This is a genomic window from Patiriisocius sp. Uisw_047 (genome assembly GCF_047730165.1).
Taxonomy (GTDB): Bacteria; Bacteroidota; Bacteroidia; order Flavobacteriales; family Flavobacteriaceae; genus Patiriisocius.
The window spans coordinates 2,643,523-2,668,171 of sequence record NZ_CP159834.1 but is presented as its reverse complement, the minus strand read 5'-3'; the positions used below and the strand labels follow the sequence as shown (position 1 = coordinate 2,668,171).

Here is a 24,649-nt window from a genome sequence, read left to right as displayed (position 1 = left end):
ATTGAAACGTTTGGGGTACTTATATTTGTTTAATTATAATGGTATAAAATAAGTGTAAAAACACCGCCTTACAGGTCAAAATTTATGGATAATACAGAGACTTTTTTCGCACATGAAACTGCTGTAGTAGATGCAGGATGTCAAATTGGTAAAGGTACTAAAATATGGCATTTTTCTCATATTATGACCAATTCTATAATTGGAGAGCGTTGCAATATAGGCCAAAATGTGGTTGTTTCACCCAAGGTGATTCTAGGAACAAACGTAAAGGTTCAAAACAATGTTTCTATCTACACTGGTGTTATTTGCGATGAGGATGTTTTTTTAGGCCCATCAATGGTGTTTACAAACGTAATCAATCCTCGTAGTGCAGTTAATCGTAAAAATGAATATACACGTACCCACGTAAAACAAGGTGCATCTATTGGAGCAAATGCAACGATAATTTGTGGGAATAGCATTGGTAGATATGCGTTAATAGGAGCAGGGGCTGTAATTACAAAGCCCGTAAGAGATTTTGCATTGTTAGTTGGTAACCCAGCAAAGCAAATAGGGTGGGTCAGCGAATATGGTCATCGGCTTGATTTTGATGAAAAAGGAATTGCAATCTGCTCAGAAACAAAAGATGTATATATATTGAAGAATGAGGAGGTTTCAAAAAAATAATATTTCAGAAATATAGAGTCATAAATAAACGTAATTAAGGAGTATGAAAAATTTTGCACTTATAGGAGCTTCAGGGTATATTGCTCCCAGACATATGCAGGCCATAAAGGAAACTAATAATAACCTAGTGGCTGCTCTTGATAAATTTGATAGTGTAGGAATTATAGATAGTTATTTTCCTAAGGCTGATTTTTTCACTGAATTTGAACGGTTTGACCGTCATATTTCAAAGTTGAAATATGATAACAAAGAGGAGTTAGATTTTGTAAGTATCTGCACCCCTAATTACCTTCACGACGCGCATATACGTTTTGCTTTGCGCCAGGGAGCAGATGCGATTTGCGAAAAACCTTTAGTTTTAAATCCTTGGAGTGTAGAGTCGTTAAAGAATATTCAAAAAGAAACGGGTAAGAAGATTTATAATATTCTACAATTAAGAGTACATCAAAGTATTATTGATTTAAAGAGGAAAATTGACAATGGACCAAAAGATAAAATTTATGATGTTGACCTCACTTATCTCACCTCACGAGGTAACTGGTACTACACGTCATGGAAAGGTGATGAATCAAAGTCTGGTGGGATTGCTACAAATATAGGCGTTCATTTTTTCGATATGCTTTCTTGGATTTTTGGTGGTGTAAAAGAAAACATCACACATATTTATCAGCATGATAGAGCTTCAGGTTATTTAGAATTAGAGCGTGCACGTGTGAGATGGTTTTTGTCTATTAATGATGCTGTTTTGCCTAAGGAGATTGTACAAAAAGGACAACGAACGTTTAGATCAATCACTATTGAAGGCGAAGAACTTGAGTTTAGTGGAGGTTTTACAGATTTGCATACCACTAGTTATAAAGAAATTCTAAATGGGAATGGTTATGGAATTGAAGACGCGTCACAAGCGATAGACATTGTTTATAATATAAGAAATTCAACACCTATAGGTCTTAAAGGCGACTATCACCCTTTTGCTAAAAAGGAACTAGCAATGCATCCGTTTAGAAAAAAATAAAGTATGAAAATTGTTACAGTAATAGGGGCGCGTCCGCAATTTATTAAGGCAGCCGCAGTAAGTGACGCCATTCTAAGAAGTGCTATTAGTGGTAGCGATATAGAAGAAGTTATAATCCATACAGGGCAACATTATGACCCTAACATGAGCGATGTGTTTTTCAATGAAATGAATCTTCCTAAACCTAAATATTTTTTAAATATTAATGGCTTGTCGCACGGTGCAATGACAGGGCAGATGTTAGAAGAAGTTGAAAAGGTGCTATTAGAAGAAAAACCGGACTGGGTGCTTGTGTATGGTGATACAAACTCTACGCTGGCAGGAGCCCTTGCGGCGAGTAAATTGCATATTAAAATAGCACATGTTGAAGCTGGATTAAGATCTTTCAATATGAGAATGCCAGAAGAAGTGAATCGAATCTTAACAGATCGAGTGAGCACACTACTTTTATGCCCTACGCAAACTGCTGTTGATAACTTAGTAAAAGAAGGCTATAATAATCTTAACATTGATGTAGAAGTTACGGGAGACGTAATGTTAGATGCCAGTAACCTATTTGTAAAGCACGCGCGCAAGCCATCTTTTGATGTGCCAGAATCGTTTATCTTAAGTACTATACATCGCGCCGAAAATACAGATGATAAAAAGAAGTTGTCTGAAATTTTTAGAGCGATAAACCATATTGCTAAAACAACTTCAGTAGTCTTGCCTTTACATCCGCGCACTAAAAATTATGTCTCGAAATATGATATAATGATTGGTGAAAATGTGCATATAATTGATCCTGTAGGGTACTTAGAGATGATTTATTTACTGCAACATTGCCATATGGTCTTTACTGATAGTGGTGGGCTACAAAAAGAGGCTTATTTCTTTAAAAGGTTTTGTGTCACATTACGGGAAGAAACAGAATGGGTTGAATTAATTGAACACGGAGCAAACACGCTTGTAGGTTCTGATTACGTAAAAATAATGGAGGCGTATCACAAATCAAAAAATGCAATGGTAGATTTTGAAAAGAACTTATACGGTAATGGTGATGCTAGTGATAAAATAGTAAGTACCATCATTAACCTCTCTAATTAATTGAATTGATTAAAAAATTAAAACAACTTTTAAGTAGGTATGGTAAGGGTAGAAGTGCTAAGTCAATACATTTAGCTATTTCTCAAAGTTTTATTGCGCTTCTTTTTATCTTTGTTGATTTTGTTTTTTCAAAACAGTTAACCGTTGCAAACTTTGGCTTTTTTAAGGAAGTGTTCTTTATTTTAAATTTAGGTATTCCATTAGCAACCTTTGGTATTCCTGAAGGATATAAATATTTTATTGCCAAAGAAAAGGATTATAGTTTCTACTTTAAAAATCTTACGTGCGTTCTCTTTTTGATAGCTGCAGGAATATTAGGCTTTATAGGCCTTTTACATCTTTTACATGTTGCAAATTTTATCGATTTAAAGCAATATTTTGGTGTGAGTTTTTTGTTTCCATTACCCCTATTCTTTTTTATATTGAACCAATCCCTTCGTTACACCTACATTAACTTAGATACCACAGCCTTACTTACTAGATTATCTGCTTATGGTGCTGTATTAAGCGCAATACTCATTTTTGCAATAACTTTTTCTTTAGCTGAATTAACGACATATGCTGTCTTATTGCCCGTCGTAATTTATTCTGGTATTTTTGGATTTCCTGTATTGTTTTATTACATAAAAGCTCCCGTACAACCATCAAAAGCATCTTTCGAATGGGCTAGTGTTAAGAAAATGTTGAAATATGGCTTTCCGCTATATTTAGCCACATTTGCTGGTTTATTGAGTGTTTACTTAGACAAACTTATTGTGTCACTTTTTGAGAACGAAGCTACCTTTGCCATATTTGCTGTTGGAGCATTTGAAATTCCTTTGTTTGCGATGTTAAGTGCAGCTTTTTCACAACAAATATTTCCTTCTATGGTGTCAAGTATAGATAAAGGAAATTATGATGAGGCTCAAGGATTATGGTTACAGACCACAAAAAAGGTGTCAATGATCACATATCCATTCATTGTAATCTGTATGTTTTTTGCTGATGATATCATATACTTTATGTATTCGAGTGCTTATGAAGATTCAATAATATTATTTAAGACATATTTGTTGATTGCCCTATTTAGAAATAATAGCTATGGCATATTATTAACAGCAAAAGGTGAAACAAAAATAATAACGATTGTTTCGGTTTCAATTTTAGGTATAAATTTAATTTCTTCACTTGTATTATATTACTTTTACGGTATTCCAGGAATTATATATGGATCATTAATTTCTACTTTATTTATGTGGTCGTTTTACCTTAATAAAGAAAAAATGTTTGGCGCGTATTTTCGTGAAATAATTATGAATAAGACACTTATCGTTTTAACAATATTGGTCTTACTATTCTATTTTCTATGATTAGATTTTTGAATTTATTCCAGTTTATTCCATTTATTAATAGGTTAATAGAAAGAAAATATTATGCTACTGGTCTTGGGACTTATGTGCTTAATTCTATATTTAAAGTTGTATTCAGAATAAACAGCGGTAAATTTCTATTTCATTTCACATCTCGGGCAACAAATACAAATAAAATATTTATTGTTGGTGACAACAAACAATCTGTTTATTTGAGTTTAGCTACCTCGGGAGGTTGTTATTATCAAGCAATTAATGGAATTGAGATAGGCGGAGGCACTATATGGTCATATAATTGTTCCTTTATTAGTGCTAACCATTCCTTTTCAGATCTTAAGTCTCATGACAATGTTGCACCTATAAAGATAGGTAACGGTGTGTGGCTGGGATCTAACGTCGTGGTATTGCCAAGTGTAACAATTGGGTCTAATTCTATTATAGGCGCAGGCTCTGTAGTAAGTAAATCAATACCAGATTTTGCAATTGCTGTAGGTAACCCTGCAAAGGTAATTGCCATGCGATGCGAAAAATGTTTAGAAAAATTGCCAAAAGAATCCAGTGTTCATGAATGTTAATACAATGAAAAAAAATGTTTTAATAGTTTCTTATTCTTATCCTCCTGCTAATGATCCAGCAGCGCAGCGTCCTTATGCAATAGCTAAGTACCTCAATAGAGATAAATTTAACATCACAGTATTAACGTGTGGGAACCAAGATAGCTCTCTTGGGTTTGATGACTCATTTAATGAGCTATTAGAGAATGTAACACTTATTAAAATTGATGCATTTTTAGGCAATAAGGTCTCTTCCATGCGAGATGACTCCCCTTTGGATAAGACCCCTAGTTTTAAAAGTAAGATGAAGTTAAAAGCAGCAAAAATTGCTGCTTCGATTATTATACCAGATAAAGCTATATTGTGGTATCCTGCGGTTAGAAAGTATATCCAGACCAACTTTGAATCCTTCAAGTCTGTAGATTATATTTATACTACAAGTCCTTTTTTTACAAATCATATTATAGGTGGTTTTCTAAATAAAAAAGTACCCAATGCAACTTGGGTAGTCGATATTAGGGATTTTCATTATGTTAAAAACATAGAATTTAATAAGGGCTTAAAAAGATACATCAATAAAAAACTAGAATATAGCACCTTAAAAAATGCAGATAAAATTGTATTTATATCAAATGCTATGAGCGAGGTATATCAAGGGTATTATCCAGACCAAGTACATAAAATGTGTGTAGTATATAATGGCTTTGACTTAGAGGATTTTAAAGATATAACGGTAGCTCCTGTCCATAATAAAAAAATGTCTATTGTTTATACGGGTAGTTTTTATGGGGGTATTAGATCTCCTTATCCATTATTTGAATTACTAGATGAAGCCATAAATAAAGGAGTTGTTGGACTTGATGAAATTGAAGTGTTAATAGCAGGTAACTTAGATAATGATATTCAAGATCAGATAAAAAAATATGCGTCTGGCGCATGTTTAAATTTTCTGGGTAGGAAGTCAAGAAAAGAGGTGGTTGCGCTATTGACACAAAGCACATTGCTTTGGTTGATAGTAAGTGAGAGGATAACACACTATACAGGTGTGCCATTAAAAATGTATGAGTACATGGCAGCAAGAAGACCTATTTTAAATTTTGCACCTGATCAATCTGAACCTTCGTTTATTATAGAGAATAATAACTTAGGATGGAATATTGATATAGAAAATAAGCAACCCTCTGAGCAATTAGAAATGTTTACGAAAATTGTGAAATCTTTTAGATCTGGACAATTAGCTGAGCCGCTGTCAGAAGAAATTCTCTCCAAATATAATAGGGAGGCACAAACTGAATTGATCGAAAAAATACTTCTAGAATGACAAATTTTTTATGTTACCAGAATGTGGTTGGTTAAAAAGGTAAGGTTTAAAGAGTAATTATAATATGTATTATGGGCTTTTTGTTTAAAAGTAAAGGAATACAAAAACGGTTATCTGTTAAACGAAACGATAATTCCCTTATAAATCGTCTAGAGGTACAAATGTCTTTTTGTCTAATAGACGGCGAAAAAAAAGTACTAGTTATAGCTAATCAGACGCAAGGCTCGATGGCTCAAAATACACGATATGAAGTAGATCAATTCATTAAAATAAGTTCCTGCTAATGAATAAAACGAAAATAGATTTAAGAATACTTTTATTCTTTATTTGGCCTTTTGGGGCGTTTTTGACTACCTTTTTTTCTATTTCATCTAGAAGGAGCAACTTGATTTACATTCTTTTCACTACGCTTTTTGGCTATGCGTTCTCTTTTATTGACACTTCTGCAGATTCATATCGAGTTGCATTAGTTTTTAATGAGTTTGACTACAGAGGAATACCTTTTATTTTTAATGATTATTTAAGCGGCTACCATACTGACTTGTATAGATACTTTCTTTACAGTCTCGTTAAGGGGGTTACTAATAACCCAAAAATATTATTTGCCTTTTTTGGATTTGTTTTCGGAATTTTCTCCTATAAATCATTGAGATTATTTTTTAACGTTAAGGGGCTTGAAAAAGGCATCTCCATATTTATTCTTTGCATCATATTCATTTCTCTCAATTCCGTTGTAAACATTAATGGTGCACGTTTTAATACTGCGGCTATAATTTGTTTTTGTTCCGTTATTAATTTAATAGCATACAACAAGAAAATATGGATTTTGGGTCTTTTAAGTACCTTTCTCTTCCACTTTTCATTTCTCTTTATCATTCCTTTTTTATTGTTGATGTATGTCTTTAGGGAAAGACTGTTTACAAAGAGTAGAACATCAACTTGGATTTTCATTCTGTTTGTCGTAACGTTTCTTTTTTCTCTGATTTCAGAGAGTAATTTAATTAATTTAAATGTGGTTTCGAGACTCCTTCCAATAAGTATGGCTAACAAGGTTGATATCTACAATAGTAGCGACATCACGGCACTTTACGCAGATAGAGGCAAGACGGTTTTTCATAGGGTGTCAAACACCTTTAGCTATATCTCACGATGTTATATTTTCTTTTTCATTCTAAGAATAAAAAGTATTCTGAAAAATACGACACTTAAAAATCCTGAATTACAGAGGTTATTTAATTTTGTTTTAATGTTTTTATCTGTAACATTTATCTTGTCTATATTTCCTTCAGGAGGTAGATTCCTTGCTATTTCGACACAAGTGTTTTTCTTTTTTTTAATACGATTTTATGTTACTTTTAAGTCTAACGTATTGCAAAAATATATTTTGGGGCTTTTACCTTTTTACGCTTTTTTGATAGCCTTTAATTTGTTTTATCTATGCATCGTCTTAACAAGTAGCACCATCTGGTATGGGAATCTATTTTGGATTATCTACGAGGGAATAGGATATACATTTGTATATTGATAATATTAAATAGTTTAATTTTTATGTGTGGAATAAATGGAATAGTCTCGGTAAATGCTCTAAATTTTGATGCAATTAATGAGATGAATAATAAAATAATTCATCGAGGTCCGGATGATGATGGTGTTTTTGTAGACGCAAATGATGACTTTTCTGTAACGATGGGAATGAGACGTCTTTCAATTATTGATTTGTCAAATGGGAAACAACCTATGTATTCTGAAGACAAAAATGTAATTATAGTTTTTAATGGAGAAATTTATAATTACAAAATCCTAAAGGCAAACTTAGAAGCAGATAGTATAAATTTTAAGACAAACAGCGATACGGAAGTTATTTTAAGAATGTACCTAGCCTATGGTACAGAATCATTTTCGCAAATAGACGGGATGTATGCCTTTTCGATTTATGACAAAAGAACCAATAAAATATATATCGCAAGAGACTTTTTTGGAGAAAAACCGCTTTATTACACCCAGTTAAATGGAAGCATAATTTGGAGTTCAGAGTTAAAGTCGATCAAATCTCAATTAAATAGGCTTCCCCAAATTTCACGAAAAGGGCTTGAGTTGTATTTTGCGCTTACCTATATTCCAGCACCATACACGATTTATGACGGCATACTAAAATTAGAACCCAACAATTTTATTGAATATTGTATTTCAGAAAAAGAGATCTCGATACATCGTATTCATAAACAAGATAGTTCTAAAGTAAATTACAATGGCACATTTGATAACGCTAAGAAGGAAACTGAGCTATTGATTCAAGAAAGCGTTCAAAGTAGATCAATCTCTGATGTTCCTATTGGGACCTTTCTTTCTGGAGGTGTAGACTCATCAATAATATCGCATTGTTTAGCAAAAGATGTTGAACAAAAAATAAATACATTTTCAATTGGTTTTGAAAAGAAGTCCTTTGATGAAACTGATAAGTCTCGTGTAGTAGCAAAACTAATAAATAGTAATCATCATGAATTTATTGTAAATGAAAAGAGTGTTTTTTCAAACATAGATGATATATTAGAAAACTTTGATGAACCCTTTGCAGATGCCTCAGCACTACCGACGTTTTTAGTTTCTCAAAAAACGAGTCAGCACGTTAAGGTTGCATTGACAGGTGATGGAGGAGATGAAGTTTTTGGAGGATATAATAAATATCATATTAATGGTATTAATAAAACATACACAAAATTTATCCCAGAAGGGGGGCATACTCTATTTAAGAAAATAGGCGCATCACTGCTTAAAACAAAAGATGATAATAGAGGGATAAAGTTTAAAATAAAGAAGACTTTAGACGCCATAGACTATAATAATAAATTTTATTGGAATATTATTTCATTAGGCTTCAATGAGAGGGAGATGGTCCAGTTATTTGTTAATTCGCCTAGTAATATTTTTGAATATTATAATAAACATTTAAATTTAAAGAAAACAGATACGCTGCGTGATTTAAGACTAATTGATAAGCACATTAGTCTAGAGGGTGATATGTTAGTTAAGGTAGATAGAACAAGCATGTTAAGTTCATTAGAATGTAGAGCGCCATTTTTAAACAAAAAAATATGGGACTTTTCAAATACCTTACCAGACAATTTTTTAATCCATAAAGGAGCTAAAAAATATATTTTAAAAGAAGCCTTTAAGGATGTTTTTCCTAAGAATTTTTTAGAAAGCTCTAAGCAAGGCTTTGGCGTTCCTGTAGGTGATTGGTTAAGGGCCTCTTTAAAAGATGAGTTAATAGGTTATATTGATAAAGAATATGTGCTAAAACAAGATTTATTTAATTATGATTACATAGCTAGAGTCGTTAAAAATCATGTGTTAGGTATTGAAGATAGTACCTTTAAGGTGTGGACGTACTATTGTTTTCAAAAATGGTATAGGAAAAATTATTAATTTTAATTTTTTTAGATAAAAGAGTTTTCTAAAATCGTTTGTGATACACTATGATGAAGGACAAAATTTATATAAAATCTCCAGTTTTTTTTCAGAACATACTCATTAGTATATTCAATTATTTGGCTTACTCAAAAAGGTATGGAGCTAGATATAGTTTTTATCGCCAGCTCTTTAAACAAAATAGAACATTATCAATAGAAGAATTACAAGATATACAAAAAATAAAATTTCAAAAACTTGTAAAACACGCTTTCGATAAATCGCCATTTTATCGTGATATATATAAGAGTATTGATAAGGTAGAGGGTATTGAGCAAATCTCATTACTTCCTATAATTTCAAAAGAAACTATTAGAGAAAATATAAAAAGCATACGTACAACTCCACTCAAAAAAAATCAAGTATTTGAAACCGGGGGAACCACAGGCGTTTCACTACAGGTAGTTTACACAGAAGAAAATTTACAAGAGCGGTTTGCTTTGTTAGATACTTTTCGAAGTGAATATGGATATAAATTAGGAATGAAAACTGCTTGGTTTTCAGGTAAACGTATTATTAATCAAAGAGATGTTAAGAACAATCGTTTTTGGAAAACAGATCAGCTATATCACATTCGTTATTACTCAACATTTCATTTAAAAAAAGAATATTTAAAATACTACTTAGAAAACCTTATAAAGTATAAGCCTCAGTTCTTAATAGGGTATCCTAATAGTATGTTTGAGTTGGCAAAGTATGGCCTTGAAAATGGTTATTCATTTCCTGAGAATACTGTAAAAGCCATTTTTCCGACGGCCGAGTCTTTTTCTTTAGAAAGTAAAAAAACGTTAGAATTATTTTTTAAAACGAAGGCATACAATCAGTATGCATCCTCAGAAGGGGCTCCGTTTATTATACAATGTAGAAGCGGTAATTTACATATGGAATTACAGAGCGGTGTGTTTGAAGTTTTAAATAGCGATGATCGTCCGGCAAAAATGGGTAGGTTGGTAGTTACTTCCTTTACTAGTTATGGTACTCCATTAATACGGTATGATATAGGGGACGGTATTGAACTTATGGATGGGAAATGTACCTGCGAAAATAACAATCCTATGATATCACATATTCTAGGTCGCACGAATGATTTTATTTATTCTAATGAAATGGGTAAAGTGCATCAGGTTAGAATAGCAGACACCGTGAAAAAGGTCCAGGGAGTTAAAAACTTTCAGGTAATACAGGATAGCCTTACTGAAATCACAATATTTATTGTGATAGATCCGCTCTTATTTACAAAAGAGATGAAGGTCATATTTTTTGAAAATTGGAGAGATAGAATTGGAACTAAGATAAAATTAAACATAATAGAGACAGACCATATAGCTGCCGCATCGAGTGGAAAGTATCAAATGGTTATAAATAATATTAAACATCTTTTGTAGACTCATCAACTATGCCTAAGCCTAAGTTAATCCGTATCACAACAGTACCAATTTCCTTAGAGAAACTACTTGAAGGACAGCTTTCATTTATGGAGCAGTATTATAATGTAACAGCTATTTCCGCAGGAAAAGAGAAATTGGAAAAATATGGGCTTGATAATGGTATTGCAACGTATCATCTAGAATTAACTAGAAAAATCACCCCAGTAAAAGACTTTAAAGCAGTCTTTGCTCTATATAAATTTCTTCGGAAAGAAAAGCCACTCATCGTTCACACTCACACCCCTAAAGCGGGGATTGTAGGAATGATGGCTGCGTATTTTGCAAGAGTCCCGCTTAGATTACACACCGTAGCAGGACTTCCACTGATGGAGGCGACAGGCTTTAAAAGAAAGATATTAAATGCTGTAGAAAAATTGACATATAGGTTTTCTACAAAGGTATATCCCAACTCAAAAGGGCTTTATGATTTTATTATTTCTAAAAAATTCACCAATCCAAAAAAGATAAAAGTATTAGGTAAAGGCAGCTCCAATGGAATAGATACTAACTACTTTGATCCGAATAAATATAGCAATGAAGAAAAAGTAAAACTTAAAAACGATTGGAATATTACAAACAGTGATTTTGTTTTTGTTTTTGTAGGCCGCATGGTTGCTGATAAAGGAGTGAATGAAATGGTAGTTGCTTTTCAAGAATTATGGAAAACCAATCAACATTGTTCCTTACTATTAGTAGGGCCATTTGAAGATGAGTTAGACCCACTTTCACCAACTACTACTGAAGCTATTAATAACAACGATAAAATATTCCATGTGGGCTATCAAACTGACGTTAGGCCATTTTTGGCCATTAGTAATGCCTTAGTCTTTCCTAGTTATAGAGAAGGTTTTCCTAACGTAGTGCTGCAATCTAGTGCTATGGGTTTACCCGCTATTGTATCAAATATAAACGGGTGTAATGAGATTATAACTTCGGGCTTAAACGGGATTATTATACCTGTAAAAGATCAAGCCGCAACTATGGATGCAATGGAAGTGCTGATGAATAATACAGACCTTTATTCTGAACTTAAAAAAAATACGAGGCCCATAATAATTGAAAACTATAGCCGTCAAGAAATGTGGGAGTGTTTATTAAATGAATATAAACTTTTACAGACAAACCTTTGATATATTTGCATCGTGTATAAAGCAACTGTCAAACCTTTTTTAGATTTTTTAGTGAGTCTGATCGTTCTGATCGTGATTAGCCCAATATTCCTATTAATTACAATTTTTCTTTCTATTGCAAATAATGGGAAGCCCTTCTTTTTTCAAAAGAGACCTGGAGGGAACGAAAAGATTTTTACGATCATTAAGTTTAAAACAATGAATGATAGAACTGATAATGATGGAAAATTATTACCAGATGCAAATAGATTAACTAGAGTAGGCGCTTTTGTTAGAGCCACCTCCCTGGATGAAATTCCACAACTTATTAACGTTGTTAAAGGTGAAATGAGTTTTGTAGGACCACGACCATTATTACCACATTACATTGCATTATACACAAAGACTCAAAAACAACGTCATGATGTTAGACCCGGCATTACAGGATGGGCACAGGTAATGGGGCGTAACGCCATCAGTTGGGAGAAGAAATTTGAATACGATGTCTGGTATGTGGCAAATCAAAGTTTTTTGTTAGACCTTAAGATTTTACTAATGACTGTGAAAAAAGTGATTTTTAAAGAAGATATTAATACGGAGGGTGTAGCTACTACAACTCCTTTTACAGGTAAAAAATGAAAGAGTTGCAAATTTACGGATCTGGAGGACATAGTTATGCAGTGATTGAGCTAGTTAGATCTCTAGCTGAATATAACCCGGTGCATGTTATTGACGATAACCCGAAGGTAAATTCAATTTTAAATGTACCTGTCTATTTAACTAATGAAAAATTTAAATCAATGCCAACGGTTATTGGTATTGGGGATAACTATGCGAGAAAGAGTATTTCTAAAACTATAGATGCACCATTCCCTTCATTTGTGCATGTTTCAGCAGTAGTATATCCTTCAGCATCGATAGGTGCTGGGAGTGTCGTTTTTCCTAATAGTGTTGTGGATGCAGCTGTGAGTATTGGTGAATTTTGTGTAATTAATAACAATGCTACTGTTTCTCATAATGTGAAAATTGATAATTTTGTTCACGTTGCAATTCAAGCGAGTATCGCGGGTGGTGTTATTGTAGGTGAAGGAACTTTAATAGGTGCGGGAAGCGTTATTCTACCTGAAGTGAAAATAGGAAAATGGGTAATCATAGGAGCAGGAGCAATAGTTACTAAGGACATTCCAGACAATGCTGTGGTATATGGTAATCCCGCTAAAATAATTAAGTACATTAATGAAAGAAAATAAAATATGGTTATCATCTCCCCACATGGGAGGGACGGAACAAAAATTTGTAAAAGAAGCTTTTGATACAAACTGGGTAGCGCCATTAGGGGCAAATGTGGACGGTTTTGAAACAGATCTTGAAACATACTTACAAGAAGAATCTTATGTAGCTGTGCTTAGCTCCGGTACTGCTGCTATTCATTTAGCCTTGGTGCTTTTAGGCGTAACTTACGGAGATGAAGTGCTATGTCAAAGTTTTACGTTCTCTGCGTCTGCAAACCCTATAACATATCAAGGTGCGACGCCCATATTCATTGATAGTGAATCAGATACATGGAATTTATGTCCGCGTCATCTAGAAGAAGCTATAATAGACAGAATTAAAAAAGGTAAAAAACCAAAAGCCATAGTTGCTGTTCATCTATATGGAATGCCTTATAAAATTGAAGCCATTAATGCTGTGGCTCAAAAATATGAAATCCCTATTATCGAAGACAGCGCAGAGGCACTAGGAAGTGCATATAAAGAACAAAAATGTGGTACGTTTGGTGATATATCTATATTATCCTTCAATGGAAATAAGATCATAACAACTTCAGGTGGAGGAGCGCTAGTAACAAAAAATTCTAGTATCAAAGAGAAAGCTATTTTCCTCTCTAGCCAAGCAAGAGATAATGCACCTCACTATCAACACTCACATATTGGCTATAACTATAGAATGAGTAATATTTGTGCGGGTATAGGGCGTGGTCAGATGGAAGTTTTGGACGCACATGTAAACTTACGAAGAGCTATGAATGACTTTTACCAAGGTATCTTTAATGGAGTAGTAGGTGTTTCCGTTTTTAAAGAGCCTACTAATGATTTTTATTCAAATCATTGGTTATCTTGTATATTAATAGATAAACAATTAACGAACCTTTCATCTGAGCATATTAGATTGGCTTTAAATGAAGAAAATATAGAATCTAGACCCCTATGGAAACCTATGCACCTGCAACCTATCTTTAAGGATGCCCCGTATTATGGGGATAAGGTTGCTGAAAATCTTTTTTCTAACGGGTTATGTTTACCATCAGGTAGTAATTTGACATTAAAAGATCAGGACAGAATAGAAAAAGTGTTTAAAACAATACTTTAAATCACTATCATAAAAAACCAAATTTGAAAGAAAAATTTTTAGATAAATTCTATAACGGAGATAATCAAATCTCGTTACTGCACCAGAAATATTTACCAAGGTGGATTGCATTGGGACTCGATATCCTTATAGGTTGCTTTTCTTTCTTTGTGCTTTATTTAATAATTTCTAGTACCGTAATTAACTTTTATGAAACCTTAAGTATCCCTATTCAAGGTGTTATTTTTTTAGCGATTAATATAGTTTTCTTTTTCGTTTTTAAAACGTATTCTGGGATCATAAGACATTCAAGTTTTGTGGATGTTATAAAACTTGGACTTTCTCAAATATTCACCTCAACCACTTTACTTATTATATCTGCAGTGTCGCAGGTTGTTAATGATAATCCCCTATTTATTACGACAGCAATTGTATTTTATTTGTTGCTGTCCTTTGTGTTTCTTTTGTTCTTTAGGATTTTTGTAAAAGAAGTTTATCAGTATTTACGTAAAAATAAGGATGGACTACTTAAAGAGCGTATTGCGATAATTGGGATTGAAGACGAAACAATATCTTTAGGGCAAGCCCTAACGCGTGAGTCTAATTTCCCCTTTAAACTGGTAGGATTTTTTACAGAAAATATTAGTTCAAAAAAACTAAAACTTCTAGACAAACCTGTTTTTCAGGTAGATGAAAATTTTGCAGAATTACTAATACGACATAATATTGAAGGTGTTTTGTTTATAGGAAATAATACTTCTGTAGTTGAAAAAAATAAGATCGTAGAGATTTGTTTAAAAAAACAAAGAAAAGTTTACAGTATGCCTTCCTTAAAAGAATGGAACAGACTAGAAGACGTTCGAGCAAATATAAAGCCCATACAAATTGAAGATTTATTAGAACGAGAAATAATTTCTATTGAGGACGGTATAATCGAGGATCATTTAATAGGCAAAACTATTTTAATTACGGGTGGAGCGGGCTCTATAGGTAGTGAAATTGTAAGGCAAGTGGCTACTTTTAAACCTAAATTAATTGTCATTGTTGATCAAGCAGAGTCTGCGATGCACGAACTTCAGCTTTTCTTAGAACAACATTTCCCAAAATTGAAATTTATTACTGAGTTAGCAAACATTAGTAATATGTATCGTATGGAGATGCTATTTAAAAAATACAAATTTAATCTAGTGTACCATGCCGCTGCCTATAAGCACGTTCCGCTGATAGAGCGTAATCCTCACGAAGCAATTTATGTAAATATCTTAGGAACCGTAAATCTCTCTGTATTAGCAGTTAGTTTTAACATAGAACGCTTTGTAATGGTTTCTACAGATAAGGCTGTAAATCCTACAAATGTGATGGGAGCTTCAAAGAGAGTTGCAGAAATATATGTGCAAGCACTCCAGTATAAAGACAAGTCTGTTAAAACAAAGTTTATTACTACTCGCTTTGGAAATGTGCTAGGTTCAAATGGATCTGTTATACCGCATTTTAGAAAGCAAATAATGGAAGGTGGACCAGTAACAGTAACTCATATAGATATCATTAGATATTTTATGACTATTCCTGAAGCATGTCAACTCGTGTTACAGGCCGGAACTATGGGGAACGGTGGAGAGGTTTTTATTTTTGATATGGGTAGCCCAGTAAAAATTATCGACTTGGCAGAAAAAATGATAAAACTATCTGGTTTTATTCCATATAAAGATATTAATATAGAAATTATAGGCCTTAGACCAGGTGAAAAATTATATGAAGAGTTATTAAATGATTCATCGACAACGCTCCCTACACATCATCCAAAAATCATGATAGCCAAGGAGAAGTTGCAAGATTTTGAAGATGTAAGAAGAAAGGTCAAAAGAATAATTAAAGCAGCAACACGTTTAGAAGAAAAAGAAGTTGTAAAAATGCTGAAAGAAATAGTGCCAGAATTTAAAAGTCAAAATAGTTTGTTTGAAACATTAGACGAGTAACTCAGCTCTTCGATTAATTAGTGCTTTTCTATGTCATCAAAACTGTTTTTATATTTTTTCACCCTGTTTTTTATTTCTCTTGGTCTGAAAGCGCAACAAGATTCGATCCCCACGATCAATAATTCTAAGTTTACAGGATATATAACATTAGCTGGGTTTGCCCATTCAAATGATGCTCTGCCTTTTTGGTTATATACAAATACAAATGCTACACTTAACTCCAATAGTAACCTAAGACTTCGTACTGGTATTTCTAGAGAGTATCAATTTAAGAATAACGATACACTTAACATAGGCGCCGGTGTTAATGGTGCAGATGGGTTCTCATCAAAGGTGCAGATTGAAGAACTGTACGCGAGCTATACAAAAAAATGGTTCAATATTATTGCCGGGGTAAAACATAATGACGTACCATTTGATGGGCTTTCTGTCATTAATGGGAACATATTGTGGACAGGTAATGCACGTTCAATTCCAGGTGTTCAGATAAAAACCTCAAAGCCTATTAAGATAAACGATTGGTTTTCTTTTACATCGTCATTGGCGCATTACGAACTAAATGATGATCGCTTTGTAGCTGGCGCAAAAATTCATCATAAATCTTTACATGTAGGTTTTAAGTTATCTGCAAATAGCAATATTTCTGTAGGTTTAGAACACTATGTGCAATGGGGAGGTCTATCACCAGAATTTGGACAACAAGTTCAATCTTTCAAGGATTATATAAAACTGGCTTTAGGTCTGAGTGGCGGAAATACGCGTAATGATCAAATTAATTCTTTAGGAAATCATCTAGGGTCCTACCAGCTTAAATATCTTTTAAAAACGAATAAATTAAACTATACTTTGTATCATCAAACGCTTTTTGAAGATACATCTGGAAGAGAACTTAGTAATTTTCCAGATGGTGTGTGGGGTATAGTTTTACAACCTAAGGAGTCTAGCTACATAAATTCTATTCTATTTGAGTATGTGCAAACCGTTTCTCAGAGTGGTAGTCCACTAGAAGTAGAAGGCGAAAACCAACAGAGTGGTGCCGATAATTATTTTGGTAACAGCATCTACAGGTCGGGCTGGACGTATCAGAATGCGATCATTGGACTTCCATTTATTCTTAGGAATGCTACAAACACCTTTACAACAAATAATAGAACATACGCCCTGCATGCTGGTGCCGCGGGTAGCTATAATCATTTTGATTATAGCCTTAAATCATCACTGGTTAAAAACCTAGGTACCTACGGACAGCGTTACGAGCCAACAGAAAAAGCAATGTATCTATTCGGCTCTTTGTCCTATAATTCAAATTATGGTATTTTTAAAGTACTTTCTGGACTAGATATGAGCAATATACAAACGAGCACGGTAGGTGCTGGGGTAGGATACGAATACCGATTCAAATAAAATTTATGAGTACTCTTATTCAAATAGCAATTTTGCCACATAAACAAGAAGATCTTGATTACATACTTGAGTTAGCACTCGATAAGGGAAAGTTAAGAAGAAATGACATTGTAGACTGGCGCATACGAAAAAGATCTATTGATGCTCGCAGAAACCCTGTAAAACTCAACTTACAAATAGAATTCTTTCATACACAAGAAGATAAGAAATCATTCGCTCAATTCTGCCCTCAAGATGTTACTAATAAACAAGAAGTTGCCATTATTGGTTCTGGTCCAGCGGGTCTATTTGCAGCCTTAAGAGCTGTTGAGGCGGGTTTAAAACCAATTGTTTTTGAGAGAGGTAAAGATGTAAGAGAGCGCCGTAGAGATCTTGCCGCCATTAATAAAGATCATATTGTAAACCCGGAATCCAATTACTGTTTTGGCGAAGGTGGAGCGGGCACCTACAGCGATGGTAAATTATACACACGTAGTAAAAAAAGAGGGAATGTTCTAAAGGCATTAGAATGGTTTGTTCATTTTGGGGCAGAGCCAGATATTCTTGTCGAGGCGCACCCGCATATAGGAACTAATAAATTACCTAAAATTATCACAGCAATGAGAGAAGCGATTGTGGAGGCAGGCGGTGAAGTTCATTTTAATAGCAAATTAACAGATATTACTATTTCCGACGGAACTATTACTGCCATTACTATCAATGATACCAAAAAACAAATTTTTGAAAATGTCATACTCGCTACAGGCCATAGCGCGCGAGATATATTTTATCTATTACATAAACGAGGCGTTAAGATAGAATCAAAGCCTTTTGCAATAGGAGTGAGAGTAGAGCACCAACAGGAGCTAATAGATTATATACAATATCACGGGGATAGCGATAATCCTTATTTGCCACCAGCTTCTTACGCCTTAGTAGAGCAAGTAGATGGTATGGGAGTGTATTCTTTTTGTATGTGTCCAGGTGGCATTATAGCGCCTTGTGCTACAGAACAGGAAGAAGTAGTGACCAACGGCTGGAGCCCAAGTAAGCGCAATAATCCCTACGCTAATTCAGGAATTGTGGTAAGTGTTGAACCCAAAGATTTACCTAATTATACAAAAGACGATCCGTTTGTTTGTTTAGATTTTCAGAAAAAAGTAGAGCGTGATTGCTGGGAAGCTGCAGGTAAAACACAGAAAGTACCTGCACAAAGAATGCAAGATTTTATACACGGAAAAGTGTCTGATAGTTTTCCGAAAACGTCATATCAACCTGGTATAGTTGCTGTAGATTTAAACGAAGTGTTGCCGCTTCTTATATCAAAGCGTTTAAAAAAGGCCTTTGTCGCTTTTGGTAAAAAGATGAAAGGATATTCTTCAAATGATGCAGTAATACATGCGCCAGAAAGCAGAACATCTTCTCCTGTGGCTATCCCTAGAGATGCTGAAACTTTAGAACACGTTGAAGTACAGGGTTTATATCCTTGCGGGGAAGGTGCAGGCTATGCTGGTGGTATTATATCTGCGGCGATTGATGGTATTAACTGCGTCGATGCTATCGCTTTAAAGTACTCCGTTCTTGAGGCAGATTAAGCTTCTGCTATGGCTATAGTATATTTAACGTTTCCTTCACTTTTTATCCACAGCATTTGATACCATAGCTTCTCAAACTGCGTTATCTTTGCTCGCTAATTCTTCAAATGGTTAAAGAAAGTATTATAACATTTTTATGGAGTATCTCTCCCTTTGGTGAAGCAAAGGTTGGTATACCTTATGGCCTTGCGCAACCGGAGCTAAATAAATACTACGTTTTTGTTTTATGCTTAGTTGCAAACATTCTGGTATTCCCTCTTATGATGTTTTTTTTAGAAAAAGTAAATAAATACTTATTACGATGGAGGTTTTATAGAAACATCGCGATTAAGTTAGCTTTGAGAGCTAAGTATGGTTCTAAAGAAAAAATTAAAAAATATGGTTATTTTGGACTTATATTCTTCGTAGGTCTTCCCTTACCTGGAACAGGGGTATATGTGGGAACTATTGCGACTTATATATTAGGATTAGATAGACAGAAGGCGTTCTGGGCTAATGCGGTAGGGATTTTATTTTCTTGTTTATTTGTCTGGACAGGGATAATCTTAGGTAAAGAATTTATTTCATCTTATTTTTAATTAGCATCTCGCTTTTTCAGAATAGCTTTCAATCGATCTTTACGCAGCTCTTTTTCACTTTTTACTCGATTCTTTTTTTGAGCCATCAGTCTTGAGTGCTTTGCTTTATTCTTCGTGTTTTTTTCTTTTCCTTTTTTACCCATTACTGTATCGAACTATAGTGAAAATAAAAAGCAACTATATAGCTAGTGATAGAGATAGTGAACCCAACGATGAGTAAGGTATAAGTTATATTTAGTAGTCTAAATTTCTTGTTTAATACACCTCCTAAAAAATATAAATCAGTGGTGAGCATTTTATATATATCGTGTGCGTCTTTCTGCATGTATTCTACAGCCCACTCATAATCATCGAGTTCCATTTTATGAAAATTTCCAAAGAAAGCAAGGTTCGTATTATTGTCTTTGAGCGCTTCTTTATTAAAAGTACCAGCGCTTAATTTAGGCATCGTAGTGTAAATGGAAAGAATCATCACTGTTAGAATGCAGGCAATAAAAATCGCTGTAGGTACAAATAAATAATTATCGAAATCTCTTCTGAAAACTAAAGCATTTCCAGTCAATACTGCCGATATCATAATAGCGCAAATAGCAAGCACCATATTTGCCTTCTTATCTGCGATGCCACTCAATTCTATATGATTACGATGCGCCACTATGAGGAAAGTGTCTATCGACCTTTCTGAATATTTAGCGGCATTAATTGGAGTGGTTTTCATGGTTTTATTTACCTAACAATAATAGAGTGATTAAAGATACGATTGTTTTTGAACAAAACTTCATTTCAAATTAACCATCAATTAGATGAAGTCTTTTGGATCTCTAGATTTAATTAGGTGTAGTTAGGAATTGAGATTTTTATCAATAATTTGATCCATCGCTCTTTCTGCAATGGCAGTTATCGTTAATGATGGATTCACCCCAGGATTTGCAGATATCATAGCGCCATCTATGATAAACATATTTTCATAACCGAAAACTTTATTGTTTTTATCAATCACTCCCGTGGTGCTATCTGCTCCCATCACAGCCCCTCCCAAGATATGAGCAGTTGAGGGAATACCAGCTAAGGTCTCTAATGCGAAAGAAGTACTCACTCCTTTTATGGCCTTACTGTACTCTTTTACTAATTTTATAGATTCTGGGATGAATGGGGTGGGAGCTTTTCCAGTGCTAACCGTCGAGGTCATCTGTCCGAAAATATTTCTCTTAAATTTTAAGGTACTGTCAAGCGTTTGCATAAAAAGAAGCACCACGGTGTTTTTTGCCCAACCATTCACAAAATATATTTTAAAATAATCAACTGGGTTTTTTAAGAGTTTAAGAAACGTTTTTAATAATCGAGAAAAAACATTGGAACCAGTTACATAAGGTAAATGTGCTAGCTTCCACGCATCAGAACCTTCTCCATACCTGCAAATTTCTAGATGGCTATTTTCATCAGTGTCAAGAATGCTACCAATGGCAATACCTTTTGAAAGGTTTTTATCTTTCTCTAGTCCAGAAACACTTATTAAGGTCTCATTATTACTACGGATATCTTCACCAAGCTTATTTGATAGATTAGGTAATGACTTTAATTTAAGTTTGAGTAATAATTTTACGGTGCCTAAAACACCACCAGAAAAAATGACCCCCTTCGCTTTAATTTTTTGATGCTTTCCAAATATTCTTGTACTCTTTTTCATTGAAACTTCATAGCCTTTGATGCCATCAGCGTTATCTATGGGTGCTACATCATATACTTCATGTTCAGCTAGAATTTCTGCGCCATTTTTTTGAGCGAGATACAGGTAGTTTTTATCTAGCGTGTTTTTTGCATTATACCTGCAACCCGTCATGCAGGCTCCACAAAAGGTACAGCCAGAACGATCCGGCCCTTCTCCATTGAAATATGGGTCTTTGACTGTTTTTCCGGATTCGTCAAAAAAGACGGCAACCCTAGTGGCTTCAAATTTTTCCTTAATTTCTAAATTTTCCGCTACTTTTTTAAGCACTAAGTCTCCATCAAATAACTTTGGATTTTTCACAGCTCCAAGCATCCGCAATGCTTCGTCATAATAAGGCTTCAATTCAGTTTCCCAATCATTTAAATCTTTCCAACTTCCAGAATTAAAGAAAGTAGTTTTAGGTGTTGGTAATGTGTTAGCATATACTAAAGAACCGCCGCCAACGCCAGTTCCAGAGATGATAGCAATATGTCTAAAAATGGTGAGTTTCATAATCCCGAAAAATCGTAGATAGGGAATCCATAACCACTTTTTAAAATTCCAATTGGTTTTAGGAAAGTCATTAGCCTCGTACCATTTACCTTTTTCAACAACGAGTACTTTATATCCCTTTTGTGATAATCTATGAGCGCTTACAGATCCTCCAAAACCACTGCCAACAATAATGTAATCGTATTCCATTTTATTATGTTTCCTAAATTATTTAGATCTATTTAGTTTATAAATTTAGTGTATTATTATCCAATAATCTCTTTGTCCTTTGTGGTTAGGACTTTTGTAGAACTCAATAGAAAGAACCTGTCTTAGTTCACGCTCTTTAATACCTAAACACTCTAAAGTTTCACTCTCATCTTTTATCAAGAGCGTATAACCTTCAAAAAGTTTAACTATCTTTTTTGTAGTTTGTTAGTACCCCTGTAATAGGGTAAGGCTATTTGAAAAAACAAAGAATTACCAGTAGGTTATTATTATGTGCATTGAAGGAATTAATTTCCTTAAATGAGAGCTTGCGAAGAAAAACGTCTTTCTTATTTTGGTATACCTCCCCTTAATTTAATTCTGACATTAGAGACTCCCTTAAAAATTAATGGGAGAAAGTAATGTAACATCTGTTACCAAATACTAAACCTAATTTTTATATTGTTGTATAAAAATTAGCAGGTTCAAGAAACCGAAATTATACAGCATCTTATTCTTAAAATGCCCACAATGCCGCCAAGGTAAATTTTTAGAAGCAAGTCCTTATAAACTTTCAAATGCGAATAAGGTAAAAGAATCTTGCCCTAAATGTGGTTTAAAATATTCTATGGAACCCGCTTTTTATACGGGTGCAATGTACGTTTCTTATGGTGTAGGTATCGCCTTTGCTGTGGCAACCTATCTGCTGACTCTTATATTTGGGTATGATTTTGGGCCAACGGGTATATTGTTAAGCATTATAGGGGTGCTATTAATTACTATGCCGTATATTGGTGCAGTATCTAAGGCAATATGGGCACACTTCTTTTTTAAGTACAATCCAGAAATTGCAAAAAAAAGTTAACAATGATCCAAGAACTTAAACAATACTATGGCTCCCTATTTGAGCCTGAACTTTTGGAAGAAATTAACGGTGTTGCTACTTTTATGGAAGTGCCAAAAGAACACGATTTAATGAAGCCTGGTCAATATATAAAGTCAATGCCTTTATTGCTTTCTGGAAGTATTAAAATAATGCGTCCGGATGTGAATAGAGACGAACTACTCCTGTATCATCTGGAAAGAGGCGATACGTGCGCAATGACGATGACCTGTTGTACGGGAAATACTAAAAGTGAAATTCACGCGGTCACAGAAACAGCATCTAAACTATTGATGATTCCTGTGAGTAACAAGGAAGAATGGTATAGTAAGTATAAAACGTGGCGCAACTTTGTGTTTGCGAGCTACCACAACCTTATGATGGATTTACTAGAGAGTGTAGATAATATTGCCTTTAATAACCTGGATGAGCGATTAGAGAATTATCTCCAAGATAAAATTCAAATATTAAATAGTAAACACATCTATAAACCACATAAAGAAATTGCTGCAGATCTTCACACGATCCGTGTAGTGATCTCACGTCTCCTTAAAGAAATGGAAAACAATAAGACAATTGTACTACACCGTAGTTTTGTTGAAGTCCTGTAACATTGGTTACAAACCTTCGCAATTCAGCCCTGTATATTGGGGCTATAAATTATTTTACAAATGGAAATAGTTGAAGTTTTAGGATACATAGGTGCCCTGTTGATTGGACTAATTCTTGGTTTGATAGGCGGCGGTGGCTCTATTCTTACCGTGCCTATTCTAGTATATGCACTTGCATTAAATCCAGTAGTTGCAACAGCCTATTCTTTGTTTGTAGTGGGAACAACCTCACTCGTAGGTGCTGTTAAGAATATGATGAAGGGGATGGTAGATTTTAAAACAGCCATCATTTTTGCCATCCCAGCTTTAATTGCGGTATATATCACGAGGGCGTTATTGATTCCTGCCATTCCCGAGGAGTTATTTATGATTGGAGATTTTATGGTTACAAAGTATCTGGCGATAATGCTCTTCTTTGCCATAATAATGCTCCTTGCATCGATTACAATGATTCGCAATAACCGCAAAAAAACTGATGCACCGACAGTAATCAAATATAATTATCCACTCATTGTTATTGAAGGATTCGTCGTTGGTATTATTACGGGTATCGTTGGAGCAGGCGGTGGGTTTCTGATTATTCCTGCTTTGGTGTTATTGGCAAAATTGCCCATGAAAAAAGCCGTCGCGACATCCCTTTTTATAATTGCTATAAAATCACTCATTGGATTTCTAGGGGATGTACAGAATTTAGAGATTGATTGGCCTTTCTTAGTATCCTTTACGGCAATCTCCGTAATTGGGATATTTATTGGGATCTGGCTCAATAAGTTTATAGATGGTAAAAAGCTTAAAACCGCCTTTGGTTGGTTCGTTTTAGTAATGGGTATCTACATTATCTACAAAGAACTTGCTATGTGACATTAGTCACA

General features: G+C 34.2%; 23 protein-coding genes. 19 read left to right on the top strand and 4 right to left on the bottom strand.

Going from position 1 to position 24,649, the window contains the following annotated elements; genetic code table 11:
- The first annotated feature begins 84 nt into the window (after positions 1-84).
- From ABXT71_RS11610 to ABXT71_RS11585, 6 genes are read left to right on the top strand one after another with little or no spacing between them, the layout of a single operon-like run.
- Positions 85-666, top strand: coding sequence for an acyltransferase (locus ABXT71_RS11610; RefSeq protein ID WP_415371523.1), 582 nt, complete (start codon positions 85-87; stop codon positions 664-666).
- Between the two features lie 43 nt (positions 667-709).
- A complete protein-coding gene (locus tag ABXT71_RS11605; RefSeq protein WP_415371522.1) occupies positions 710-1,681 on the top strand; it encodes a Gfo/Idh/MocA family oxidoreductase in 972 nt (323 codons plus the stop codon).
- Between the two features lie 3 nt (positions 1,682-1,684).
- Positions 1,685-2,767: a non-hydrolyzing UDP-N-acetylglucosamine 2-epimerase gene (gene wecB, locus ABXT71_RS11600; protein WP_415371521.1), complete on the top strand. Its 1,083-nt coding sequence runs from the start codon at positions 1,685-1,687 to the stop codon at positions 2,765-2,767.
- Between the two features lie 5 nt (positions 2,768-2,772).
- Positions 2,773-4,116, top strand: coding sequence for a lipopolysaccharide biosynthesis protein (locus tag ABXT71_RS11595; RefSeq protein ID WP_415371520.1), 1,344 nt, complete (start codon positions 2,773-2,775; stop codon positions 4,114-4,116).
- A complete protein-coding gene (locus ABXT71_RS11590; protein WP_415371519.1) occupies positions 4,113-4,691 on the top strand; it encodes an acyltransferase in 579 nt (192 codons plus the stop codon). The genes ABXT71_RS11595 and ABXT71_RS11590 overlap by 4 nt, the downstream gene beginning before the upstream one ends.
- Positions 4,692-4,695: 4 nt before the next feature.
- The gene (locus ABXT71_RS11585; RefSeq protein WP_415371518.1) at positions 4,696-5,991 is read left to right on the top strand and encodes a hypothetical protein; all 1,296 of its coding nucleotides are present in this window, start codon (positions 4,696-4,698) and stop codon (positions 5,989-5,991) included.
- 636 nt (positions 5,992-6,627) lie between these two features.
- On the opposite strand, the gene ABXT71_RS11580 is transcribed toward ABXT71_RS11585, so the two are convergent.
- Complete coding sequence (locus ABXT71_RS11580; protein ID WP_415371517.1) at positions 6,628-7,041, bottom strand: hypothetical protein; 414 nt, start codon at positions 7,039-7,041, stop codon at positions 6,628-6,630.
- A gap of 498 nt (positions 7,042-7,539) precedes the next feature.
- Here ABXT71_RS11580 and asnB point away from each other — a divergent pair, with 498 nt between their 5' ends.
- The 10 genes from asnB to ABXT71_RS11530 all read left to right on the top strand — a co-directional run bounded on the left by asnB (position 7,540) and on the right by ABXT71_RS11530 (position 19,876).
- Positions 7,540-9,417, top strand: a complete 1,878-nt coding sequence (gene asnB / locus ABXT71_RS11575) for an asparagine synthase (glutamine-hydrolyzing) (RefSeq protein WP_415371516.1) — start codon at positions 7,540-7,542, stop codon at positions 9,415-9,417.
- Between the two features lie 50 nt (positions 9,418-9,467).
- On the top strand, positions 9,468-10,844 hold the full coding sequence (locus ABXT71_RS11570; protein WP_415371515.1) for a phenylacetate--CoA ligase family protein: 1,377 nt from the start codon (positions 9,468-9,470) through the stop codon (positions 10,842-10,844).
- A gap of 11 nt (positions 10,845-10,855) precedes the next feature.
- The gene (locus ABXT71_RS11565) at positions 10,856-12,016 is read left to right on the top strand and encodes a glycosyltransferase family 4 protein (RefSeq protein ID WP_415371514.1); all 1,161 of its coding nucleotides are present in this window, start codon (positions 10,856-10,858) and stop codon (positions 12,014-12,016) included.
- A 12-nt stretch (positions 12,017-12,028) separates the two neighbouring features.
- The gene (locus tag ABXT71_RS11560; protein WP_415371513.1) at positions 12,029-12,634 is read left to right on the top strand and encodes a sugar transferase; all 606 of its coding nucleotides are present in this window, start codon (positions 12,029-12,031) and stop codon (positions 12,632-12,634) included.
- A complete protein-coding gene (locus ABXT71_RS11555) occupies positions 12,631-13,245 on the top strand; it encodes an acetyltransferase (protein ID WP_415371512.1) in 615 nt (204 codons plus the stop codon). The genes ABXT71_RS11560 and ABXT71_RS11555 overlap by 4 nt, the downstream gene beginning before the upstream one ends.
- On the top strand, positions 13,232-14,365 hold the full coding sequence (locus ABXT71_RS11550) for a DegT/DnrJ/EryC1/StrS family aminotransferase (RefSeq protein ID WP_415371511.1): 1,134 nt from the start codon (positions 13,232-13,234) through the stop codon (positions 14,363-14,365). Before ABXT71_RS11555 ends, ABXT71_RS11550 begins: the two co-directional genes overlap by 14 nt.
- Positions 14,366-14,388: 23 nt before the next feature.
- Complete coding sequence (locus ABXT71_RS11545; protein ID WP_415371510.1) at positions 14,389-16,320, top strand: polysaccharide biosynthesis protein; 1,932 nt, start codon at positions 14,389-14,391, stop codon at positions 16,318-16,320.
- A 30-nt stretch (positions 16,321-16,350) separates the two neighbouring features.
- A complete protein-coding gene (locus ABXT71_RS11540; RefSeq protein WP_415371509.1) occupies positions 16,351-17,724 on the top strand; it encodes a capsule assembly Wzi family protein in 1,374 nt (457 codons plus the stop codon).
- 5 nt (positions 17,725-17,729) lie between these two features.
- Entirely contained in the window at positions 17,730-19,298 is a 1,569-nt protein-coding gene (locus ABXT71_RS11535) for an NAD(P)/FAD-dependent oxidoreductase (protein WP_415371508.1), read from the top strand.
- Positions 19,299-19,405: 107 nt separating this feature from the next.
- The gene (locus ABXT71_RS11530) at positions 19,406-19,876 is read left to right on the top strand and encodes a COG2426 family protein (RefSeq protein ID WP_415371507.1); all 471 of its coding nucleotides are present in this window, start codon (positions 19,406-19,408) and stop codon (positions 19,874-19,876) included.
- Here ABXT71_RS11530 and ABXT71_RS11525 read toward each other — a convergent pair.
- The 3 genes from ABXT71_RS11525 to ABXT71_RS11515 all read right to left on the bottom strand — a co-directional run bounded on the left by ABXT71_RS11525 (position 19,873) and on the right by ABXT71_RS11515 (position 22,286).
- Positions 19,873-20,019 carry a hypothetical protein gene (locus tag ABXT71_RS11525; RefSeq protein WP_415371506.1) on the bottom strand — a complete coding sequence of 49 codons (147 nt, stop codon included), beginning with the start codon at positions 20,017-20,019 and terminating at the stop codon, positions 19,873-19,875. The genes ABXT71_RS11530 and ABXT71_RS11525 overlap by 4 nt on opposite strands.
- On the bottom strand, positions 20,019-20,594 hold the full coding sequence (locus ABXT71_RS11520) for a Pycsar system effector family protein (protein WP_415371505.1): 576 nt from the start codon (positions 20,592-20,594) through the stop codon (positions 20,019-20,021). Before ABXT71_RS11520 ends, ABXT71_RS11525 begins: the two co-directional genes overlap by 1 nt.
- A 123-nt stretch (positions 20,595-20,717) precedes the next feature.
- Positions 20,718-22,286 (bottom strand): GMC oxidoreductase, encoded by a 1,569-nt coding sequence (locus ABXT71_RS11515; RefSeq protein WP_415371504.1) that lies wholly within the window; start codon positions 22,284-22,286, stop codon positions 20,718-20,720.
- 625 nt (positions 22,287-22,911) lie between these two features.
- Between ABXT71_RS11515 and ABXT71_RS11510 the strand changes: the two genes are divergently transcribed.
- The 3 genes from ABXT71_RS11510 to ABXT71_RS11500 are packed head-to-tail and all read left to right on the top strand — an operon-like array spanning position 22,912 to position 24,638.
- The gene (locus ABXT71_RS11510) at positions 22,912-23,148 is read left to right on the top strand and encodes a hypothetical protein (RefSeq protein WP_415371503.1); all 237 of its coding nucleotides are present in this window, start codon (positions 22,912-22,914) and stop codon (positions 23,146-23,148) included.
- Between the two features lie 2 nt (positions 23,149-23,150).
- Positions 23,151-23,777, top strand: a complete 627-nt coding sequence (locus ABXT71_RS11505) for a Crp/Fnr family transcriptional regulator (protein WP_415371502.1) — start codon at positions 23,151-23,153, stop codon at positions 23,775-23,777.
- 60 nt (positions 23,778-23,837) lie between these two features.
- Positions 23,838-24,638: a sulfite exporter TauE/SafE family protein gene (locus tag ABXT71_RS11500; RefSeq protein ID WP_415371501.1), complete on the top strand. Its 801-nt coding sequence runs from the start codon at positions 23,838-23,840 to the stop codon at positions 24,636-24,638.
- Positions 24,639-24,649 lie beyond the last annotated feature (11 nt).

Excerpts from the sequence above, each read along its gene's own strand:
- ABXT71_RS11610 (WP_415371523.1), top strand. The coding sequence starts at position 85 with ATGGATAATACAGAGACTTTTTTCGCACATGAAACTGCTGTAGTAGAT.
- ABXT71_RS11605 (WP_415371522.1), top strand. The coding sequence starts at position 710 with ATGAAAAATTTTGCACTTATAGGAGCTTCAGGGTATATTGCTCCCAGA.
- wecB (WP_415371521.1), top strand. The coding sequence starts at position 1,685 with ATGAAAATTGTTACAGTAATAGGGGCGCGTCCGCAATTTATTAAGGCA.
- ABXT71_RS11590 (WP_415371519.1), top strand. The coding sequence starts at position 4,113 with ATGATTAGATTTTTGAATTTATTCCAGTTTATTCCATTTATTAATAGG.
- ABXT71_RS11585 (WP_415371518.1), top strand. The coding sequence starts at position 4,696 with ATGAAAAAAAATGTTTTAATAGTTTCTTATTCTTATCCTCCTGCTAAT.
- asnB (WP_415371516.1), top strand. The coding sequence starts at position 7,540 with ATGTGTGGAATAAATGGAATAGTCTCGGTAAATGCTCTAAATTTTGAT.
- ABXT71_RS11570 (WP_415371515.1), top strand. The coding sequence starts at position 9,468 with ATGATGAAGGACAAAATTTATATAAAATCTCCAGTTTTTTTTCAGAAC.
- ABXT71_RS11565 (WP_415371514.1), top strand. The coding sequence starts at position 10,856 with ATGCCTAAGCCTAAGTTAATCCGTATCACAACAGTACCAATTTCCTTA.
- ABXT71_RS11555 (WP_415371512.1), top strand. The coding sequence starts at position 12,631 with ATGAAAGAGTTGCAAATTTACGGATCTGGAGGACATAGTTATGCAGTG.
- ABXT71_RS11550 (WP_415371511.1), top strand. The coding sequence starts at position 13,232 with ATGAAAGAAAATAAAATATGGTTATCATCTCCCCACATGGGAGGGACG.
- ABXT71_RS11540 (WP_415371509.1), top strand. The coding sequence starts at position 16,351 with ATGTCATCAAAACTGTTTTTATATTTTTTCACCCTGTTTTTTATTTCT.
- ABXT71_RS11535 (WP_415371508.1), top strand. The coding sequence starts at position 17,730 with ATGAGTACTCTTATTCAAATAGCAATTTTGCCACATAAACAAGAAGAT.
- ABXT71_RS11530 (WP_415371507.1), top strand. The coding sequence starts at position 19,406 with ATGGTTAAAGAAAGTATTATAACATTTTTATGGAGTATCTCTCCCTTT.
- ABXT71_RS11525 (WP_415371506.1), bottom strand. The coding sequence starts at position 20,019 with ATGGGTAAAAAAGGAAAAGAAAAAAACACGAAGAATAAAGCAAAGCAC.
- ABXT71_RS11520 (WP_415371505.1), bottom strand. The coding sequence starts at position 20,594 with ATGAAAACCACTCCAATTAATGCCGCTAAATATTCAGAAAGGTCGATA.
- ABXT71_RS11515 (WP_415371504.1), bottom strand. The coding sequence starts at position 22,286 with ATGGAATACGATTACATTATTGTTGGCAGTGGTTTTGGAGGATCTGTA.
- ABXT71_RS11510 (WP_415371503.1), top strand. The coding sequence starts at position 22,912 with ATGGAACCCGCTTTTTATACGGGTGCAATGTACGTTTCTTATGGTGTA.
- ABXT71_RS11505 (WP_415371502.1), top strand. The coding sequence starts at position 23,151 with ATGATCCAAGAACTTAAACAATACTATGGCTCCCTATTTGAGCCTGAA.
- ABXT71_RS11500 (WP_415371501.1), top strand. The coding sequence starts at position 23,838 with ATGGAAATAGTTGAAGTTTTAGGATACATAGGTGCCCTGTTGATTGGA.